The sequence below is a fragment of the Bradyrhizobium sp. BRP23 genome (assembly GCF_020194135.1).
Taxonomy (GTDB): domain Bacteria; phylum Pseudomonadota; class Alphaproteobacteria; order Rhizobiales; family Xanthobacteraceae; genus Bradyrhizobium; species Bradyrhizobium yuanmingense.
Map to the genome: position 1 here is coordinate 676,194 of NZ_JADYVW010000002.1, position 17,062 is coordinate 693,255.

Annotated in this window: 17 protein-coding genes; 9 read left to right on the top strand and 8 right to left on the bottom strand. The window is 66.0% G+C overall.

What is annotated here, in order from left to right; translation table 11 throughout:
- Positions 1 to 31: 31 nt before the first annotated feature.
- Positions 32 to 1,276 (top strand): amidase, encoded by a 1,245-nt coding sequence (locus I6F24_RS07620; protein ID WP_036025548.1) that lies wholly within the window; start codon positions 32 to 34, stop codon positions 1,274 to 1,276.
- On the opposite strand, the gene I6F24_RS07625 is transcribed toward I6F24_RS07620, so the two are convergent.
- From I6F24_RS07625 to I6F24_RS07640, 4 genes are all read right to left on the bottom strand, one after another.
- On the bottom strand, positions 1,268 to 2,458 hold the full coding sequence (locus tag I6F24_RS07625) for a patatin-like phospholipase family protein (protein WP_225152452.1): 1,191 nt from the start codon (positions 2,456 to 2,458) through the stop codon (positions 1,268 to 1,270). The two genes, I6F24_RS07620 and I6F24_RS07625, sit on opposite strands and share 9 nt — an antisense overlap.
- A 300-nt stretch (positions 2,459 to 2,758) precedes the next feature.
- Positions 2,759 to 3,355, bottom strand: coding sequence for a glycerol-3-phosphate 1-O-acyltransferase PlsY (plsY, locus tag I6F24_RS07630; RefSeq protein ID WP_036015094.1), 597 nt, complete (start codon positions 3,353 to 3,355; stop codon positions 2,759 to 2,761).
- 47 nt (positions 3,356 to 3,402) lie between these two features.
- The gene (locus tag I6F24_RS07635) at positions 3,403 to 4,704 is read right to left on the bottom strand and encodes a dihydroorotase (RefSeq protein WP_036015131.1); all 1,302 of its coding nucleotides are present in this window, start codon (positions 4,702 to 4,704) and stop codon (positions 3,403 to 3,405) included.
- Positions 4,705 to 4,709: 5 nt separating this feature from the next.
- Positions 4,710 to 5,657: an aspartate carbamoyltransferase catalytic subunit gene (locus I6F24_RS07640; RefSeq protein ID WP_036015092.1), complete on the bottom strand. Its 948-nt coding sequence runs from the start codon at positions 5,655 to 5,657 to the stop codon at positions 4,710 to 4,712.
- A 225-nt stretch (positions 5,658 to 5,882) separates the two neighbouring features.
- Here I6F24_RS07640 and I6F24_RS07645 point away from each other — a divergent pair, with 225 nt between their 5' ends.
- Genes I6F24_RS07645 through I6F24_RS07660 form a run of 4 tightly spaced genes read left to right on the top strand, consistent with a single transcriptional unit; the run spans position 5,883 to position 10,451 of the window.
- Complete coding sequence (locus I6F24_RS07645) at positions 5,883 to 7,229, top strand: caspase family protein (RefSeq protein WP_225152454.1); 1,347 nt, start codon at positions 5,883 to 5,885, stop codon at positions 7,227 to 7,229.
- Positions 7,226 to 7,999: a M15 family metallopeptidase gene (locus tag I6F24_RS07650; protein ID WP_036025543.1), complete on the top strand. Its 774-nt coding sequence runs from the start codon at positions 7,226 to 7,228 to the stop codon at positions 7,997 to 7,999. Before I6F24_RS07645 ends, I6F24_RS07650 begins: the two co-directional genes overlap by 4 nt.
- Positions 8,000 to 8,019: 20 nt before the next feature.
- The gene (locus I6F24_RS07655; protein ID WP_036025540.1) at positions 8,020 to 9,663 is read left to right on the top strand and encodes an acyl-CoA dehydrogenase family protein; all 1,644 of its coding nucleotides are present in this window, start codon (positions 8,020 to 8,022) and stop codon (positions 9,661 to 9,663) included.
- Between the two features lie 23 nt (positions 9,664 to 9,686).
- A complete protein-coding gene (locus I6F24_RS07660; protein ID WP_225113878.1) occupies positions 9,687 to 10,451 on the top strand; it encodes a type II CAAX endopeptidase family protein in 765 nt (254 codons plus the stop codon).
- 129 nt (positions 10,452 to 10,580) lie between these two features.
- Here the strand turns inward: I6F24_RS07660 and I6F24_RS07665 are convergent, their stop codons facing one another.
- A complete protein-coding gene (locus I6F24_RS07665; protein WP_225152456.1) occupies positions 10,581 to 11,504 on the bottom strand; it encodes an AEC family transporter in 924 nt (307 codons plus the stop codon).
- A gap of 3 nt (positions 11,505 to 11,507) precedes the next feature.
- Positions 11,508 to 11,999, bottom strand: a complete 492-nt coding sequence (gene ruvX / locus I6F24_RS07670) for a Holliday junction resolvase RuvX (RefSeq protein ID WP_036025537.1) — start codon at positions 11,997 to 11,999, stop codon at positions 11,508 to 11,510.
- Positions 12,000 to 12,046: 47 nt separating this feature from the next.
- Here ruvX and I6F24_RS07675 point away from each other — a divergent pair, with 47 nt between their 5' ends.
- Positions 12,047 to 12,262, top strand: coding sequence for a hypothetical protein (locus I6F24_RS07675; protein ID WP_225113861.1), 216 nt, complete (start codon positions 12,047 to 12,049; stop codon positions 12,260 to 12,262).
- Positions 12,263 to 12,320: 58 nt separating this feature from the next.
- Here I6F24_RS07675 and I6F24_RS07680 read toward each other — a convergent pair whose 3' ends face one another.
- Positions 12,321 to 13,256: a cyclase family protein gene (locus I6F24_RS07680; protein ID WP_036025535.1), complete on the bottom strand. Its 936-nt coding sequence runs from the start codon at positions 13,254 to 13,256 to the stop codon at positions 12,321 to 12,323.
- Between the two features lie 201 nt (positions 13,257 to 13,457).
- Positions 13,458 to 14,348 (bottom strand): LysR family transcriptional regulator, encoded by an 891-nt coding sequence (locus I6F24_RS07685; protein WP_225113864.1) that lies wholly within the window; start codon positions 14,346 to 14,348, stop codon positions 13,458 to 13,460.
- A gap of 97 nt (positions 14,349 to 14,445) precedes the next feature.
- Here I6F24_RS07685 and I6F24_RS07690 point away from each other — a divergent pair, with 97 nt between their 5' ends.
- The 3 genes from I6F24_RS07690 (at position 14,446) to gatC (ending at position 17,048) form a co-directional block, all read left to right on the top strand.
- A complete protein-coding gene (locus tag I6F24_RS07690) occupies positions 14,446 to 15,489 on the top strand; it encodes a nitronate monooxygenase (RefSeq protein ID WP_225152458.1) in 1,044 nt (347 codons plus the stop codon).
- Positions 15,490 to 15,607: 118 nt separating this feature from the next.
- The gene (locus tag I6F24_RS07695) at positions 15,608 to 16,684 is read left to right on the top strand and encodes a nitronate monooxygenase family protein (RefSeq protein WP_225152460.1); all 1,077 of its coding nucleotides are present in this window, start codon (positions 15,608 to 15,610) and stop codon (positions 16,682 to 16,684) included.
- 76 nt (positions 16,685 to 16,760) lie between these two features.
- Entirely contained in the window at positions 16,761 to 17,048 is a 288-nt protein-coding gene (gene gatC, locus I6F24_RS07700) for an Asp-tRNA(Asn)/Glu-tRNA(Gln) amidotransferase subunit GatC (RefSeq protein ID WP_225152462.1), read from the top strand.
- The last annotated feature ends 14 nt before the right edge of the window (positions 17,049 to 17,062 follow it).

Here is a 17,062-nt window from a genome sequence, read left to right on the forward strand (position 1 = left end):
TAAAAGCGATGCCAATAAGAAGGATGTTGTCATGATCTCACTCGCCGACCTCCAGCGCCGCATTGAAGCGGGGGAGCTTTCGCCCGACGCCGCCATCGCCCAGTCGCATGCGGCGATCGAAGCCAAGGAGAAGGACGTTCAGGCTTTCGTCCGGCACGACAAATCCGCGAGAGCGCAAGCCTCGGGCCCGCTGCGCGGCATTGCCGTCGGCATCAAGGACATCATCGACACCGCTGACATGCCGACCGAGATGGGCTCGGAGATCTATCGCGGCTGGCAGCCGCGCGCCGATGCGCCGGTCGTGATGATGCTGAAGCGAGCCGGGGCCACCATCATCGGCAAGACCACCACGACCGCGTTCGCCTCGAGCGATCCGACGCCGACGCTCAATCCGCACAATACGGCGCATTCGCCCGGCGGCTCGTCCGCGGGTTCGGCGGCGGCCGTCGGCGCCGGCATGATCCCGCTGGCGCTGGGCACCCAGACCGGAGGCTCGGTGATCCGGCCGGCGGCCTATTGCGGCGCTGCCGCGATAAAACCATCGTTCCGGATGCTGCCGACCATCGGCGTGAAGTGCTATTCGTGGGCCCTCGACACGGTCGGCCTGTTCGGTAGCCGCGCGGAAGATCTCGCGCGCGGATTGCTGGCGATTACCGGCCGCACTGAATTCGACGGCATCGGTCCAGCCAAGGCGCCGCGCATCGGCGTGGTCAGGCAGGAATTTGCCGAAGCCGTGGAGCCGGCGGCAGAAGAGGGTTTGCTGGCTGCGATCAAGGCGGCCGAGAAGGCCGGCGCCCGCGTGCAGATCATCGATCTGCCCGAGGCGGTCAAGGAAGCCTGGCGCATCCATCCCATCATCCAGAACTTCGAGGCGCATCGCGCGCTGGCCTGGGAGTTTTCCGAGCGTCACGACGAGATCGCGCCGCTGCTGCGCGCCAGCCTCGATGAGACGGTCGGACTGACATCGAAGGAATACGACGATGCGCGCCGCATCGCCCGCCGCGGCCGCCGCGAGCTCGGCGAGCTGTTCGAAGGGTTCGACGTGTTGCTGACCTATTCGGCGCCGGGCATAGCGCCAGCCAAGGAGCTCGCCTCGACCGGCTCGCCCCGTTACAACCGGCTGTGGACGCTGATGGGCAATCCTTGCGTCAATGTGCCGGTGCTGAAGGTTGGCGGCCTGCCTGTTGGCGTGCAGGTGATCGCGCGCTTCGGCAATGATCCTGTCGCGCTGACCTCTGCCTGGTTCCTGGAGGACGCGCTGGCGAAATCACGCTAGCGCAGGTTCGGAGGGAGCACGGGCCTGAGCGGGCGCTGAGCCGGCTCTTGCACGTTGTCCAAGCCAACGCTCCGCGGCCTCGCGACCGCTCCGGTGCAGCAGGCGAATGAAGCCGCGGCCGAGATCGGTGGATGAGCGCTGCGCCAGGCCGTCAACGGAGTCTTCCGCCGCGATCCTGGTGAGCCGCAGCGGAGAGGCCATGTGCCACTGCGCCCATTCGATCGCGGAGATCTCGGCATTGAGCGCGGCGTTAGCCGCGATCTGGTCGAGCCGGCGGTCGATCGCGGCGAGCGTGATCGGCACATAGCTGTCGCGCGTCGGCGTGACCTGGACCAGCAGCAGATCCGTTGCCGCGGTGTCCTGCACCAGGCGCAGCAGCGGCGGATTGCCGCCGAAGCCGCCGTCCCAATAGGCCTCGCCATCGATCTCGACCGCACAATGGACCAGCGGAGGGCAGGTCGAGGCCAGCGCGACGTCGGCGGTGATGGCCTCGTTGCCGAAAATCTGCTGCTGCCCGTCGCGGATCCGCGTCGCCGCGATCAGCAGTTTTGGGCACCGCGCATGGCGCAGGACGGAAAAATTGATGTCGCGGGAGACCGCCTGCCGCAGCGGATCGAGATCGAACGGATCGAACTGCCCGGAGCGCAGGGTCGGGCCGAACGCGACCGAGCTTCCCGCCGGCGAAAAGCCGCCGATCAGCATCAGTGAGCGGAACGAGGCCTCGTGCATCAGCCGGACCCAGAACCGGTTCAGCCGGGAGCGTGCGCCTTCACGGCCGCCTTCGGCCAGGCCGCAAGCGAGGAGCAGCGCATTGATGGCGCCGGCGCTGGCGCCGCTGACGGTGTCGATCTCGATGGTGGTCTCTTCGAGCAGGCGCTCCAGCACGCCCCAGGTGAAGGCCGCAAAGGTGCCGCCGCCCTGCAGCGCCAGCGAAAGCTTTCGCGGCGGCCATTGCTCGGAACGCGCCCGCGCGGGCGCGACCGGTGCAGCCTTGGCGACGGCGACATCGAGCGGAGCGTCAGGCTTGACTGCAGGCTCCGGCTGCGGCGCTGGCCGTGCAGCGGGCGCGGGCAGCGGCGCGTCGGACCAGATATTGGTCGCCGAGAGCAGCCGGCTTGCTGCAGTGCCGGAAGCACCGAGCGAGCCGATCCCGTCATTCACGCCGACAATCTTCTCGCTCATTCTGAGCAACCGCCTAACGCCGTTTCCCGTATCAGGATGACAGGCATGGAACCAGTTCGCTACAGCCTGCCGTGACTCGCAGGAGAATTGCGAACAGGATTTGGCATATAATGCGGAAGGGGTGCGGCGGTATCCGTACTTTTTCCGACCTCAAATTCTTGTTTGAGGCGTTGTCGCGACGCGAACCGGAATCCAATTCGCTCTAAAGCGCGATGCGATTAGGAATCGTCATCACGCTTTAGGTTATTGTTTGAGCATGATCTTTTCGGAAGACCGCTACGCACTTTTCCGGATCATGCTCTAGGCCTTCTCGCCGATCCGGCTTTCCTTGCCCGCTTGCAGGCGCTTGATGTTCTCGCGATGCGCGTAGAACAACAGCAGGGTCAGCACGGCGGCGAGCGCCGACAATGCGAGATGACCGAACCACCAGAGGAACATCGGTGTGATGAACGCCGCCACCAGCGCCGAGAGCGAGGAATAGCGGGTGGTGAAGGCGGTCGCCAGCCAGAGCAGGCAGAACACGACGGCGCCCGGCCAGAACAGCCCCAGCAGGATGCCGATATACACCGCGACGCCCTTGCCGCCTTTGAACTTCAGCCAGACCGGGAAGAGGTGGCCGAGGAAAGCGCCGAGCCCGGCTACCATTGCGGCGTAGGGGCCTGCGATGTAGCCGGCGATCACCACCGCCACGGTGCCCTTGAGCGCGTCGAACAGCAGGGTTCCCGCGGCGAGGCTCTTGCGTCCGGTGCGCAGCACGTTGGTGGCGCCGATGCTGCCGGAGCCGATCGAGCGGATATCCTGGGTGCCTGCGAGCCTGGTCAGGATCAGCCCGAACGGAATCGAGCCGAGGAGATAGCCGATGACGAAAGCCACCGGCAGAAACGGTTCAAGTGCCATGGCGGCATCTCCAAAGGCCCATTCTCCACGTCGAACGAAGCCGCACGTCAGACATGCTCATATACCGTTCGTCCGCCGACAATGGTGCGCACCACCCGGCCTGTAAAGCGGGCCTCGTCGAACGGGGTGTTCTTGCAAGGCGACTTGAGGTCGGCGGGATCGACCACCCAGGGCACGTCGGGGTCGATCACGATGACATCCGCGGGGCTGCCGGCGCGCAGGGTTCCGCCCGACAGGCCGAGTAGCTCGGCCGGGCGGGTCGACATGGCGCGGATCAGCGTCTTCAGCTCGATCTCGCCATTGTGCACCAGCCGCAGGCCGGCCGGCAGCATGGTCTCGAGCCCGACGGCGCCGGGCGCGGCTTCCGCGAACGGCAGGCGCTTGCCCTCGACGTCCTGCGGATTGTGGTCGGACATGATGACATCGAGCAGACCGGAGCCGATCGCCGCCACCAGGGCGCGGCGGTCGTCCTCGGTGCGCAGCGGCGGCGACAGCTTCAGGAACGAACGGTAAGGACCGATGTCGTTCTCGTTCAGCGCCAGATGATTGATCGAGACCGAGGCGCTGACGGCGAGCCCGGCATCGCGCGCGCGCTGAAGGATGTCGAGGGAATCGATGCAGGTCAGCGACGCCGCGTGGTAGCGGCCGCCGGTGAGGGCGACGAGGCGCAGATCGCGCTCCAGCATCACGGCTTCGGCGGCATTCGGGATGCCCATCAGGCCGAGCCGCGAGGCAAACTCGCCCTCATTCATCACGCCTTCGCCGACAAGATCGGGGTCCTCGGTGTAATGCACGATCAGCGCGTCGAAATCGCGCGCATAGGTCAGCGCGCGGCGCATCACCTGCGCATTGGTCACGCTTCTGGCGCCATCGCTGAAGGCGACGGCGCCAGCGGCTTTGAGCAGGCCGAACTCGGTCATCTCCTGGCCGTGCATGCCCTTGGTGAGGGCGGCCATCGGCTGGATGTTGACGATCGCGGTGTCGCGGGCGCGGCGCATCACGAAGTCGACCGTTGCCGAATTGTCGATCACCGGCGAGGTGTCGGGCTGGCAGATGATGGTGGTGATGCCGCCGGTCGCGGCCGCCTGGCTCGCGGTGGCAAAGGTCTCGCGGTGGCTGAAGCCGGGTTCGCCGACGAAGGCGCGCATGTCGATCAGGCCGGGTGCGACGATCTTGCCGGAGCAATTGACGATGTCGGTGCCCTCGGGGACGCCGGCCGCGCCGATGCCGCGGCGGGTCTCGCGGATGCTGCCGTCCGCGATCAGGACGTCGCCGACGCCGTCGAAATCCCTGGAGGGATCGACGACGCGGGCATTGGCCAGCAGGATGGGGCGGCGATCGGTCAGCATCGGCATCACGCGTTCGGCAGGTTACGGGCGAGCGCTTCCAGCACCGCCATGCGCACGGCGACGCCCATCTCCACCTGCTCGCGGATCAGGGATTGCGCACCGTCGGCGACGGCCGTGTCGATTTCGACGCCGCGGTTCATGGGGCCGGGATGCATCACGAGCGCGTCCGGCTTGGCGTAAGCGAGCTTCTTCTGGTCGAGCCCGAAATAGTGGAAGTATTCGCTCGACGAGGGCACGAAGGAGCCGTTCATGCGCTCGCGCTGCAGCCGCAGCATCATGACGATGTCGGCGCCGTTGAGACCCTCGCGCATGTCGCGCGCGACCTCGACGCCCATGCGCTCGATGCCCGGCGGCAGCAGCGTGGAGGGCCCGACGACGCGGACGCGGGCGCCCATGGTGTTAAGCAGGATGATGTTGGAGCGGGCGACGCGCGAATGCATCACGTCGCCGCAGATCGCGACCACGAGCCCCTCGATCCGCCCCTTGTTGCGGCGGATGGTGAGCGCGTCGAGCAGCGCCTGGGTCGGATGCTCGTGCGCGCCGTCGCCGGCATTGATCACGGAACCGTCGACCTTGCGGGCCAGCAGTTCCACGGCGCCGGAGGCGTGATGGCGCATCACCAGGATGTCCGGGTGCATCGCATTGAGCGTCATCGCGGTGTCGATCAGTGTCTCGCCCTTCTTGATGGACGAGGAGGCGACCGACATGTTCATGACGTCGGCGCCCAGCCGTTTTCCCGCAAGCTCGAACGAGGATTGGGTCCGGGTGGAGGCCTCGAAGAACAGGTTCACCTGCGTCCGTCCGCGCAGGACGGTGCGCTTTTTGTCAACCTGGCGGTTGAGCTCGACATATTCTTCGGACAGGTCGAGGAGGCCGCTGATGTCGGCCGCGGAAAGGCCCTCGATGCCCAGCAAATGCCGGTGGCCGAGGACGAAGGTCGATTTCGATGTCATTAAAAGCAGAGCTATAGGGGCGGACGGCGGGGGGAGCAAGCTTCAAATCCCGCCGCCGGACTTATCCACGGCGCTTTGCGGCGGAGGCGGCGCCGCCAGCCGGTGTTCGGGGCAGCCGCTTTGCGCTAGACTCGCAACATTGGTTGCGTCACGGGCTGGATCATGACGGGCACGCGGTATTTTAATCGACTGGCGCGCAATGTTGCTGCGCTCGCGACCGCGTGCATGGCTGGCCTTGCGACACCGGCTTGGGCCGAAAAACGCGTCGCACTCGTGATCGGCAACGATCTCTATCCGAACCTGCCGGCCGACCGGCAATTGAAGAAGGCCGCCAATGACGCAACGACCGTCGCCGACGCGCTGAGGTCGCTCGGGTTCGACATCGTGCTCGGGACCAATCTTGGCCGCCAGGGCATGATCGACCGGCTTGCGGATTTCACGTCGCGGCTCGAGCCGGGCGATACCGCCGCCGTTTTCTATGCCGGACACGGCGTTGCGATCGCAGGCGTGAACTACCTCGTGCCGAGCGACGTTCCCACCGTGAACGAGGGCGCCGAGGCGCGGGTGCGCGGGGCCTCGATCGGCGAGCCCGACGTGATCGCGGAGCTTCAGGCCAAGGCAGTGCGGGTCGCCTTCGTCGTCATCGATGCCTGCCGTGACAATCCGTTTCCGCGCGCCGCGGGACGTTCGATCGGGAACACGCGGGGGCTTGCTGACGCCCGGCCCGCGCGCGGGATCTTCACGCTCTATTCCGCAGGCATCGGCCAGACCGCGCTCGACCAGCTCGGCAGCAACGATACGGCGCACAATTCGGTGTTCACGCGGATATTCGTCGAGCAGCTCAAGCGGCCCGAGCTGCATCTCGGCGACCTCGCGGTCGAGGTGCGCGAGCGCGTGGCGGCGCTGGCGCTGACGGCGACGGATGCCGGAGGACAAGCAGCACCGCACGAGCAGACGCCCGCTTATTACGACCAGACGGTCGGCGGGCGCATCTTTCTCTGGAATGCGGAATCGTCGAACGGGGCGCCGAAAGTGGCGGGCATGCTGGTGAAGCCGCTGGCAAGGCCTGCGGTCGCGGAGCGCGCCACCATGCGTCCGCCGCGTCCCTCCGCGGCAGGCGAAAGCTGCGCCCGCAGCGGCTTCGAGACCTATTGCGTCAGCTCGATGCTGAAGCCGCAATTCGGCAATTCATACGGCGCAGCGAATTTGTTCGACGCCTCGACGGGGACGGCCTGGGTCGAGGGCGCATCCGGCAACGGCGTTGGCGAGTGGATCACCATCGAGTTCGAAACCGTGCGGCGGGTCAAGTCGATCCACGTGCAGAACGGCTACCAAAAAAGCCGCGACATCTTCGCCAAGAACAACAGGGTCCGCCAGATCCGCGTGCTGTTCTCGGGCGGCGAGTCGCAGACCTTCGTTCTCGACGACAAGCTGTCGGCGCAATTGCTGATGTTGCGGCCACCGGTGTCGGCCCATTGGATGCAGTTCATCATCGACGATGTCTGGGCCGGCAACAAATATACGGACACCGCGATCACGAAACTTCTGGTCAACTCGGATCCGGTGCAATGACCGCAAGGACCGGAACCGCGGCGCGCGTCGCGCTTGTCGTGCTGCTCGCACTATCGTTTCTCGTTCCCGTGCGGGCGCAGAGCTTGCCCGGTGACTTCGTCTATCTGCGCGATATCGATCCCAGCATCATCCAGGATATCCGTTACGCCACGTCGAACAATTTCGTCGGCCGTCCGCTCGCCGGCTACCAAGCAGGCGAATGCGTGGTGAAGCGCGAGGTGGGGCTGCGGCTGAAAGCGGTGCAGCAGGAGCTGGCGGCGCAAAATCTCTCGCTCAAGATGTTCGACTGCTACCGGCCGGCGCGGGCCTCGCTCGACATGGTCAAGTGGTCGCAGAACGGCCGCGAGACGGCGTCGGAGCGGCGCTACAATCCGAAGATCCCGAAGACCGAGCTGTTCCGCCTCGGCTACATTGCGAGCCGCTCGCAGCATTCGACCGGTGCGGCACTCGATCTCACGCTGGTCGATCTCAGGGCGGACAATTCTGCCAAATATGATCCAGCCAAGACCTATGCGGATTGCACGGCGCCGGTCGAGGCGCGGGCGCCCGAGGGCAGCGTCGACATGGGCACAGGCTACGACTGTACCGACCCGAAGGGGCACACTGCGGCACCATCGATCACTCCGGAGCAGCGCGCCTGGCGCAAGCGGCTGGTGGCTGTGATGGCCAGGCAAGGCTTTGTGAACTATTCGAAGGAGTGGTGGCATTTTTCGCTGCCGGGGGCAGGCGGGGCGGCCTATGATTTCCCGATCCAGCCGCGACGGAACTGATTCCGCGCCGAGGACGCAAAATGACCCAGCCCACATTTGCGACCCACGAGGTCTTCAACCAGTCGCCGCCGTTCGAGGACGTCGATCTTTTCGCCGTGGACCGGCCGCTGGTCGAGGCGGTCAGGTCCAATGGCGGCGCAGCGGCGGAGCGGGAACTGTCGGAGTTCGGCCGGCATTGGGGCTCGGCAGCAATGGCCGATCGCGGGCGCCTTGCGAACGAGAACACGCCGAAGCTGCGCAGCTTCGATGCCAAAGGCAATCGCCGCGACCAGGTCGAGTTTCATCCCGCCTATCACGAGCTGATGGCGCACAGTGCGCATGCCGGCGTGCACAATTCGACGTGGATGGCGGACGGAAAACCTGCGGGCGATGCCACTGAGGTCATTCGTGCCGCAAAGTTCTACATGGCTGCGCAAGTCGAGACCGGCCACCTTTGCCCGATCACGATGACGCGCGCCTCCGTCGGTGCGCTGGCGATGCAGCCTGACTTGCTCGCGCGCGTGATGCCGGTGTTGTCGACCAAGAGCTACGATCCGAGCTTTGCGCCGTGGTGGCAGAAACGCGGCATGACGCTCGGCATGGGCATGACCGAGAAGCAGGGCGGCACCGACGTGCGCGCCAACATGACGCGTGCGGTGCGCGACGGGGACGGCTATCGCATCACCGGCCACAAATGGTTCATGTCGGCGCCGATGTGCGATGCGTTCCTGGTGCTGGCACAGGCCGACGGCGGGCTGACCTGTTTCTTCATGCCGCGCTTCGCGCCGGATGGATCGGTCAACGCCGTCCAGTTCCAGCGGCTGAAGGACAAGCTCGGCAACCGCTCCAATGCCTCGTCCGAGGTCGAATTCACAGGCGCCTATGCCGAAAGGGTCGGCGAGGAGGGCAAGGGCATCCGCACCATCATCCAGATGGTACAGCTGACGCGGCAGGATTGCGCGATCGCCTCCGTCGGCCTGATGCGCTCGGGGCTTGCGCATGCGCTGCACCATGCCCGGCATCGCAGCGTGTTCCAGAAGCATCTGGCCGATCAGCCCCTGATGCAGGCCGTGCTGTCGGACATGGCGCTGCATGTGGAGGCGAGCACGGCGCTGGTGATGCGGCTCTGCCGCGCCTTCGACCGCACGCCGCACGATGCGGCGGAGGCGGCCTATATGCGGCTGCTCACGCCCGCGATCAAATACTGGACCTGCAAGAGCGCGCCGCCGTTCCTGTTTGAGGCGATGGAGTGCCTCGGCGGCAACGGTTATGTCGAGGACGGCATTCTGGCGCGCCATTATCGGGAGTCGCCGGTCAACGCGATCTGGGAGGGCTCGGGCAACGTGATGTGCCTCGACGTGATCCGCGCGCTCTCGCGCGAGGGCGAGGCGGCGACGGCGGTGCTGCAAGCGCTGGCGGCCGAGACCAAGGGGCTGCCGGGGGCGGGCGAGGCGGCCAGCTTCATCGGCAAGACGTTTCGGCGCGCCGACGGCGAGCGCGTCGCGCGGCTTGCGGTCGAGAAGCTGGCATTGCTGGCCGCGACGGCCGCGCTCAATGGCGTGTCGCCGCGCCAGGCCGAATTGTTTGCCGCGACCCGCCTTGCGACGAACCATGCCAGCATGTACGGCGCGGTCGAGCTCGACAGCGCCGACGTGCGCGCGCTGCTGGATCGGGCGCTGCCGTGAATCTCCAAAACGAAAGCCTGCTGATGGACTCCCTCAATCCCGATCATCCGCCGCTGACCGCGACGCCGGCGGCGCCGCGTGTCTGGAAGTTCTGGGGCACGGCGGTGTGGGGCCTCTTCATCTTCGTTGCGATGTTCGTCGGGCAGATCGGCGCCGTCCTTCTGCTGGCGGCGCAGCGTGGTCTACCCATGGACCTCGCTTCGCTGCAGGTCGTCGGCCGCGAGCCCCAGACGCTAGCGCTCTCGGTCATCATGGGCTTGCCGGCGACACTGGCCGCGGTCTGGCTCGCCATTCGCATCAAGAAAGCTTCGTTCATCGATTATCTCGCGCTGCATTGGCCGTCCTGGAAGCAGCTGCTGTTCGGCGCCGTCGGCCTCATCCTGATCGTGCTGCTCTGGGAGACGATGTCGCGCGCCCTCGGCCGCGAGGCGACGCCGGGCTTCATGACCGATCTGTTGAAAACGGGCCGCGACAAGGGCGCCGCGCTGCTGCTGCTGGCCGCATTCGCGGTGGCGGCGCCGATGTCGGAAGAGGTTCTGGCGCGAGGCTTCCTCTATCGTGGCTGGTCGGCGAGCTTCCTGCGCGCACCCGGCGCGATCCTGATGTCGTCGCTGGTGTGGACAATCGTCCATCTGCAGTACGACATGTACTTCCTCGCCGAAGTTTTTGCCATCGGCCTGTGGTTCGGCTACATGCGCTACCGCTCCGGCTCGCTGTGGCTCACGATCGTGCTGCATGCGCTGAACAATCTCACCGCGGTGGTGCTGACGATGTGGCTGGGGAGCTAGGCCGCAACTTCGTCATTGCGAGCGCAGCGAAGCAATCCATAATCTCTCCGCCGCGGCAGCCTGGATTGCTTCGTCGCAAGAGCTCCTCGCAATGACGAGGTCAGAGAGGTGCGCTCGAATTGACGAGTGCTAGGCCGCCAGCGCGATCGCGATCGGCATTGTAATGGCTGCAAAGATCGTCTGCAGCGTGATGATCTGCGCCAGCAGCGGGGCGTCGCCGCCCATCTGGCGGGCGAGGACATAGGCGCTGGACGATGTCGGCACAGCCGAACAGATCGCCACGATCGCCAGGCTGTTGCCGGAAAGCCCGAACCAGAGACCGAGCCCCATCGCGAGCGCGGGCATCAGCAAGAGCTTGAACACGACGCCGACAGCTGCGCCGAGGCTTGGACGGAAGAGCCCTTCGAGATGCAGTCCCGCGCCTGTGACGAGCAGGCCGATGGCGAGGGAGGAACTGCCGAGCGCGTCTGCAACCTCATGCCAAAGCCTTGGCAGCGGCAGGTGGGTGACATTGACAGTGAGGCCGATAATGCAGGCCCAGATCAAGGGATTGCGCACCAATGTCATGACGATGGCGCGGCCGGATTGCTTTTCCGGCGATGCGTAACGAGCGAGCACCGACACGCTGAACACGTTGACGAGCGGGATGATCGCCACCATCGCAACGGAGGCGAGCGCCAGCCCGACATCGCCGAACAGATTGGCGGCGATCGACAGCGCAACGAAGGTCTGCCAGCGCGTCGCCCCCTGGAAGATCGAGGTGAAGGCGGGGCCGTCGATGCCGAGCCGCGACAGGGCGGGGCGCAATGCGAGGCACAACAGCGACATCGCCAGTGCCGACAGCAGCAGCGCGCCGCCGACCCCGGCGACCGGCACCTTGGAGAGGTCGGCTTTTACCAGGGTCTGGATCAGCAGCATCGGAAACAACACGAAATAGGTCAGCTGCTCCAACCCGTGCCATTGCGTGTCGAGGCGCATCAGGCTGCGCTTCAGCACGATGCCGAGCACGATCAGGATGAAGACCGGCAGTAGCGCCGCGATGACGACGGCCATGGATCAGTCCGGTCCCGGGCTCGTGCGTAGATTGGCAAGGCGATCGAGTGCGCCTTGCAGGATGAAGATCGCGGCGTGCTCGTCGATCACCTCGGCCCGCTTGGCGCGGCTGACGTCCATGCCGATCAGCTCGCGCTCGACCGCCGCGGTCGAAAGACGTTCGTCCCAGAGACCGATGGGCAGCGCGGTCAATCCGGCCAGATTGCGCGCGAAGGCGCGGGTCGATTGCGCGCGCGGGCCTTCGCTGCCGTCCATGTTGATGGGCAGGCCCAGCACGAAGCCGACCACCTTGCGCTCGGTGGCGATGGCCAGCAGCCTGGCGGCATCCTGCTTGAACTGCTTGCGCTGGATCGTCTCGACGCCGGTCGCCAGCCGCCGGTCCGGGTCGGATACCGCAACGCCGATGGTCTTCGTGCCCAAATCGAGGCCGACCAGCGCGCCGCGCGCGGGCCAGTGGGTTGCAGCATCGATGAGAGGCAGGATAGGAGCCGGCATGGCTTTAGCGCATATCATGCGTCGCGCTGCGGGGTGAACTGGTAACCATGGATGCACTGACACTATTCGGCCTGTTTGCCGTGACGGCGATGCTGGTCTGCTATGCCCTGGAGGATCGCAGCCACTGGTTCGTGCTGCTGTTCGCGGCGTCCTGCGCGCTCGGTTCCGCCTATGGCTTCCTGCAAGGCGCCTGGCCGTTCGGCCTGGTCGAGGCGATCTGGGCCGTCGTGGCATTGCGGCGGTGGCATCTGAGGCCGCGGTGACGAAGGGGTGGGCGAGGGGCCTGCCGCGCGGCAAGCGGCTCCTCGCCCGATTTTCAGCTCAGCGGATCGCGATCGGGTTAATCATGGCCTGCACGGCGCCGGTCCAGCGCGGCTGGCCCAGCACGAACAGGAATTCATAGCCCTTGTCGCGCGCGAGCGCCGCCGTGTCCATGTTCTCGAGGATATAGGTCCCGTTCATCGCGAGCAGAATCTGGTGGACCTCGAACACGGTCTTGCCTTCGAACGGCAACACCTCGAGCCCCCAGGTGTCGGCGCCGACCGCGACGACGCCCTTGCCGGCGAGGTACTTCGCGCCTTCGACGCCGAGGCCGGGCTCGCCGGCCGAGTAGCGCTTGTCGTCCTTGCCGATCAGGCTGAGCCAGCCGGTGTGGAAGATGACGACATCGCCCTGGCGGATCTCGACGTTCTGCTGCTTGGCGGCTTCCTCGATCTCCTTGACGTTGAAGGCGGTGCCTTCCTTCACCACGTCGGTCTTGAAATAGGCGGCCATGTCGAGCAGCACGCCGCGGGCGACCATCGGCGGCACCTTCTCGATGCCGAGCTTCTTCAAGCCATTGGGATCGGCGAAATCGGCCAGCTTGTTGCCGTTGTAGTAGACGTGCTCGACGCCGAGATGGCCGAGCCCGTCGAGCTGACTGCCGATGCCGACCCAGCTGTCGAGGATGTCATCGTTGTAAGTGGCCTTGTTCGGACCGAGACCCGGGGTGCCGGCCTGTCCGGGCTGCACGATGGTGAGCTTGAAGGTGCGCGGCGGGTAGGCGGGCGTCTGCGGCGTGACGGGGATGCCGAGGGCGTAGGTCTTGCCGGTCTTCACCAGCGATGCCGCCTTCACAACGAGCTCGGGCGTCATGTAGTTGGCGGCGCCGATCTCGTCGTTCGGCCCCCATTTCGATTTGGTCCAGTCCTGTGCGCTTGCAGTTCCTGAAATCGCCGACAACGCAGCGACGCAGCACAACACGAGCGTATTGCGCATCAATAGTCCTCCCGATGTTTTCTGCCGATGTTTTGGCTTCGTTTATGGTTTCGCGCTGGCCAGTCACTTATCCTAACGTAGAAGAAGCGCGGGCTTCAAAGCTTTTCGAAGTGCTGCGCTGCGATGGCAGGGCGCAGCGCGAATCGATTCAAACGCGATGGATTTGTGACGAATTTCGTGGCGTGGAACGTTGGCGCTCCGTCATGCTGCGATGACGTCCTCGTCCTTCTTCAGGCAATCGGCAAAACCGCTCAGCGCACTGTATTGATGTCCGGCGCGGCGCTGGATGAAGAGTGTCTCGACACGTGCATGTGACGGGCTCAGCGTGTGGACGGCGACGGCGCCGTTCATCGCGCTGCGTTCCACAACGGCGCGCGGCAGCAGCGTCACGCCCATGTCGGCGGCGACGCAGCCGATCATGCCGTCGAGCGTGCCGAGCTCGAAGCGTGCCGCCGACGGCCAGCCGAATTCGACGAAGATCTGTTCGAGCCGCTGGCGATAGGTGCAGCCGGTGCGGAACACCAGCGCGGTCGGACCCGACTCCGGCGTGCCGGCGCGCAGCTCGGCGAGCGAGGCCCAGCGGCGCGCGCTGACCAGCACCAGCTCTTCGCCGAACGCGCTCGTCGCGGTGAGGTCGTCATGCGCGATGGGCCCGGCGATGAAGGCGCCGTCGAGCGTGCCGTCGAGCACGAGTGCGACGAGGTCGGCGGTCGGTGCGGTGCGCAAGGAAAGACGCACGGCAGGGAAGCGGCGGTGGAAATCAGCGAGCAGCGGCGGCAATCGCACGGCTGCCGTGGTCTCCATCGAGCCGATCGCGAGCGGTCCTTTCGGCTCGCCATCATCGCGCGCGGCGAGCACGGCTTCGCGCGACAGCGCCGCCATCTTTTGCGCATAGGGGAGGAGGCGCTTGCCGGCACCGGTCAGCGTCATGCCGCGCGAGTGCCGCTCGAACAGCGGTGTGCCGATCTCCGCCTCCAGCGCCTTCACGCGCTGGGTGACGTTCGACTGCACGGTGTTGAGCTCCTCGGCGGCGCGGGTGATGCCGCCGGCGCGGGCGACTGCGGCGAAGGTCTTGATATCGCTGAGTTCCATGGCGTCGTTTCGCTTTTGAGATGGCAGCGTTCGCAACAATTCAATTTTCGAGAATGCTAGTCGCGCCTAGTCTCGCTGTCCAGATCGGGGAGGAGCCATGCCGATGACGACGTCGCTGACCACGCTGCTGGGGATCGAGCATCCGATCCTGCTGGCGCCGATGGATGTCATTGCCGGCAGCCGTCTGGTCGCGGCGGTGAGCCGCGCTGGCGGGTTCGGCATTCTTGGCGGCGGCTATGGCGAGCGGGTCTGGCTGGAGCAGGAGACGGCGAAGCTCGCCGACCTCAGTGCACCGTTCGGGATCGGCTTCATCACCTGGAGCCTCGCCAAGCAGCCCGAGCTTCTCGATGTCGCGCTCGCTGCGAAACCGGACGCGATCATGTTGTCGTTCGGCGATCCCGCGCCGTTCGCGCCCAAGATCAAGTCCGCCGGCGCGCGCCTGATTTGCCAGGTGCAGGACGAAGCGATGGCGCGGCAGGCGCTCGATGCCGGTGCTGACATCCTGATTGCGCAAGGCACGGAGGCGGGCGGTCATGGCGCTTCGCGCACCACTGTCGATCTCGTGCCCGCCATCGTCGATCTCGTCGCGGGGCGCGTTCCAGTGGTGGCGGCTGGCGGCATCGCGGATGGGCGCGGCCTCGCGGCCATGATGATGCTGGGCGCGAGCGGCGTGCTGCTCGGCACGCGCTTCTATGCCAGCCAGGAGGCCGACGGTGCGGAGGAGGCCAAGCGCCGCATCTGCGCGGCGAACTCCGGTTCGACCGTGCGCGGCATCCTCTTCGATCTCTCCCGCAACAATGTCTGGCCGGCGCCGTTTACCGGGCGGTGCCTGTTCAACGATCATGCCAAGCGCTGGATCGGCCGCGAGGTCGAGCTGATGCAGAATGTTGCCGCAGTCGCTTCCGAGTATGCGGCAGCAAGGGCGGCGGGCAATTTCGATGTCGCGGCCGTGATCGCCGGCGAGGCGGTTGGGTTGATTCATGATATCCCACCGGCGGCGGAGATCGTCGAGCGGATTGCGGCGGAGGCGGAGCAGTTGCTGGCAGGACGCCGGAATTCAGCGAGAGGTGTTCTTCCTTCTCCCCTTGTGGGAGAAGGTGGCGCGCAGCGCCGGATGAGGGGTTCTTTCCGCGGAGAGTGAAGTCAAATCTGAGAGGTCTGCTTCCGCGGATGCAAACCCCTCACCCGTCTCGCCGCTATCGCGGCGATCCACCCTCTCCCACAAGGGGAGAGGGAAGAGCGAATGCGAGGCAAGCATCATGTGGCCTGACCGTCGACTGATCGATCTCTTCAAGACCGAATTTCCGATCGTGCTGGCGCCGATGGCTGGCGTGATGGATGCGGAGCTGGTGATTGCGGCTGCGCAGGGCGGGGCGCTGGGGTCGCTGCCGTGTGCGATGATCTCGCCGGAGAAGGCGCGCGAGCAGGTTGGTCTCATCCGCCAGCGCGTCAAGGCGCCGGTCAACATGAACTTCTTCTGCCACACGCCGGTCGAGTTGACGCGCGAAGCCGAGGCGCGGTGGAAGCAGCGGCTCGCGGGGTACTATTCCGAGCACAGTCTCGATCCCTCCGCGCCGATCGCGGCTGCGAACCGCGCGCCGTTCGATGCAGCGTTCTGCGAAGTGGTCGAGGAGCTGAAGCCGGAGGTCGTCAGCTTCCATTTCGGCCTGCCGGAGCAAGCGCTGCTGCGGCGCGTCAAGGCGGCGGGTTGCCTCGTCATCTCGTCCGCGACGACGGTGAAGGAGGCGGTCTGGCTGGAAGAACACGGCGTCGATGCCGTGATCGCGCAAGGTGCCGAGGCGGGCGGCCATCGCGGCATGTTCCTGACCGACAAGATCGCCGAGCAGCCCGGCACCTTCGCGCTGGTGCCGCAGGTCGTCGATGCCGTGAAGGTGCCGGTGATCGCGGCGGGCGGCATCGCCGACGGACGCGGCATTGCCGCAGCCTTCGCCCTCGGTGCCGCCGGCGTGCAGATCGGCAGCGCCTATCTGCGCTGCCCGGAATCCAAGCTCAGCGCGGGCGGCCGCAAGGCGCTGGCCGAGGCGCGGGACGATTCCACCGTCATCACCAATGTCATGACCGGCCGGCCTGCGCGCGGGGTGCAGAACCGGCTGATGCGCGAGGCCGGTCCGATCTCGCCGAATGCGCCGCCGTTTCCCCACGCCGCGACGGCGCTGGGGCCGCTGAAAGCGGCTGCCGAAAAGCAGGGCAGGGTGGATTTCACCAATCTCTGGGCAGGGCAGGCCGTTGCGTTGGGCCGCGAGCTTCCCGCCGCCGAATTGACCCGGGACCTGGCCAAATCGGCGCTGGGGCGCATGAAGGCCCTCGCCGGATAGGGGGAAGCGCCGGTTGCGGCGCAAAACCGGCCTCTGCTATACGGCACATAGGTTTTGCCGTAAGAGGCCTTATATAATGTCCGTCGACGCCGCTACCGTCCGCCGCATCGCGCATCTGGCGCGCATTGCGGTTTCCGAGGACGAGGTTCCGCATCTGCAGGGCGAGCTCAACGCCATGCTCGCTTTCGTCGAGCAGCTCTCGGAGGTCAATGTCGAGGGCGTGGATCCCATGACCTCGGTCACCCCGATGCAGATGAAGAAGCGGCAGGACGTGGTCGATGACGGCGAGATCGCCGACGATATCGTTGCCAACGCCCCCGCGACCGAAGGTCACTTCTTCCTGGTGCCGAAGGTCGTTGAATAAACAGGTTAGGTCCG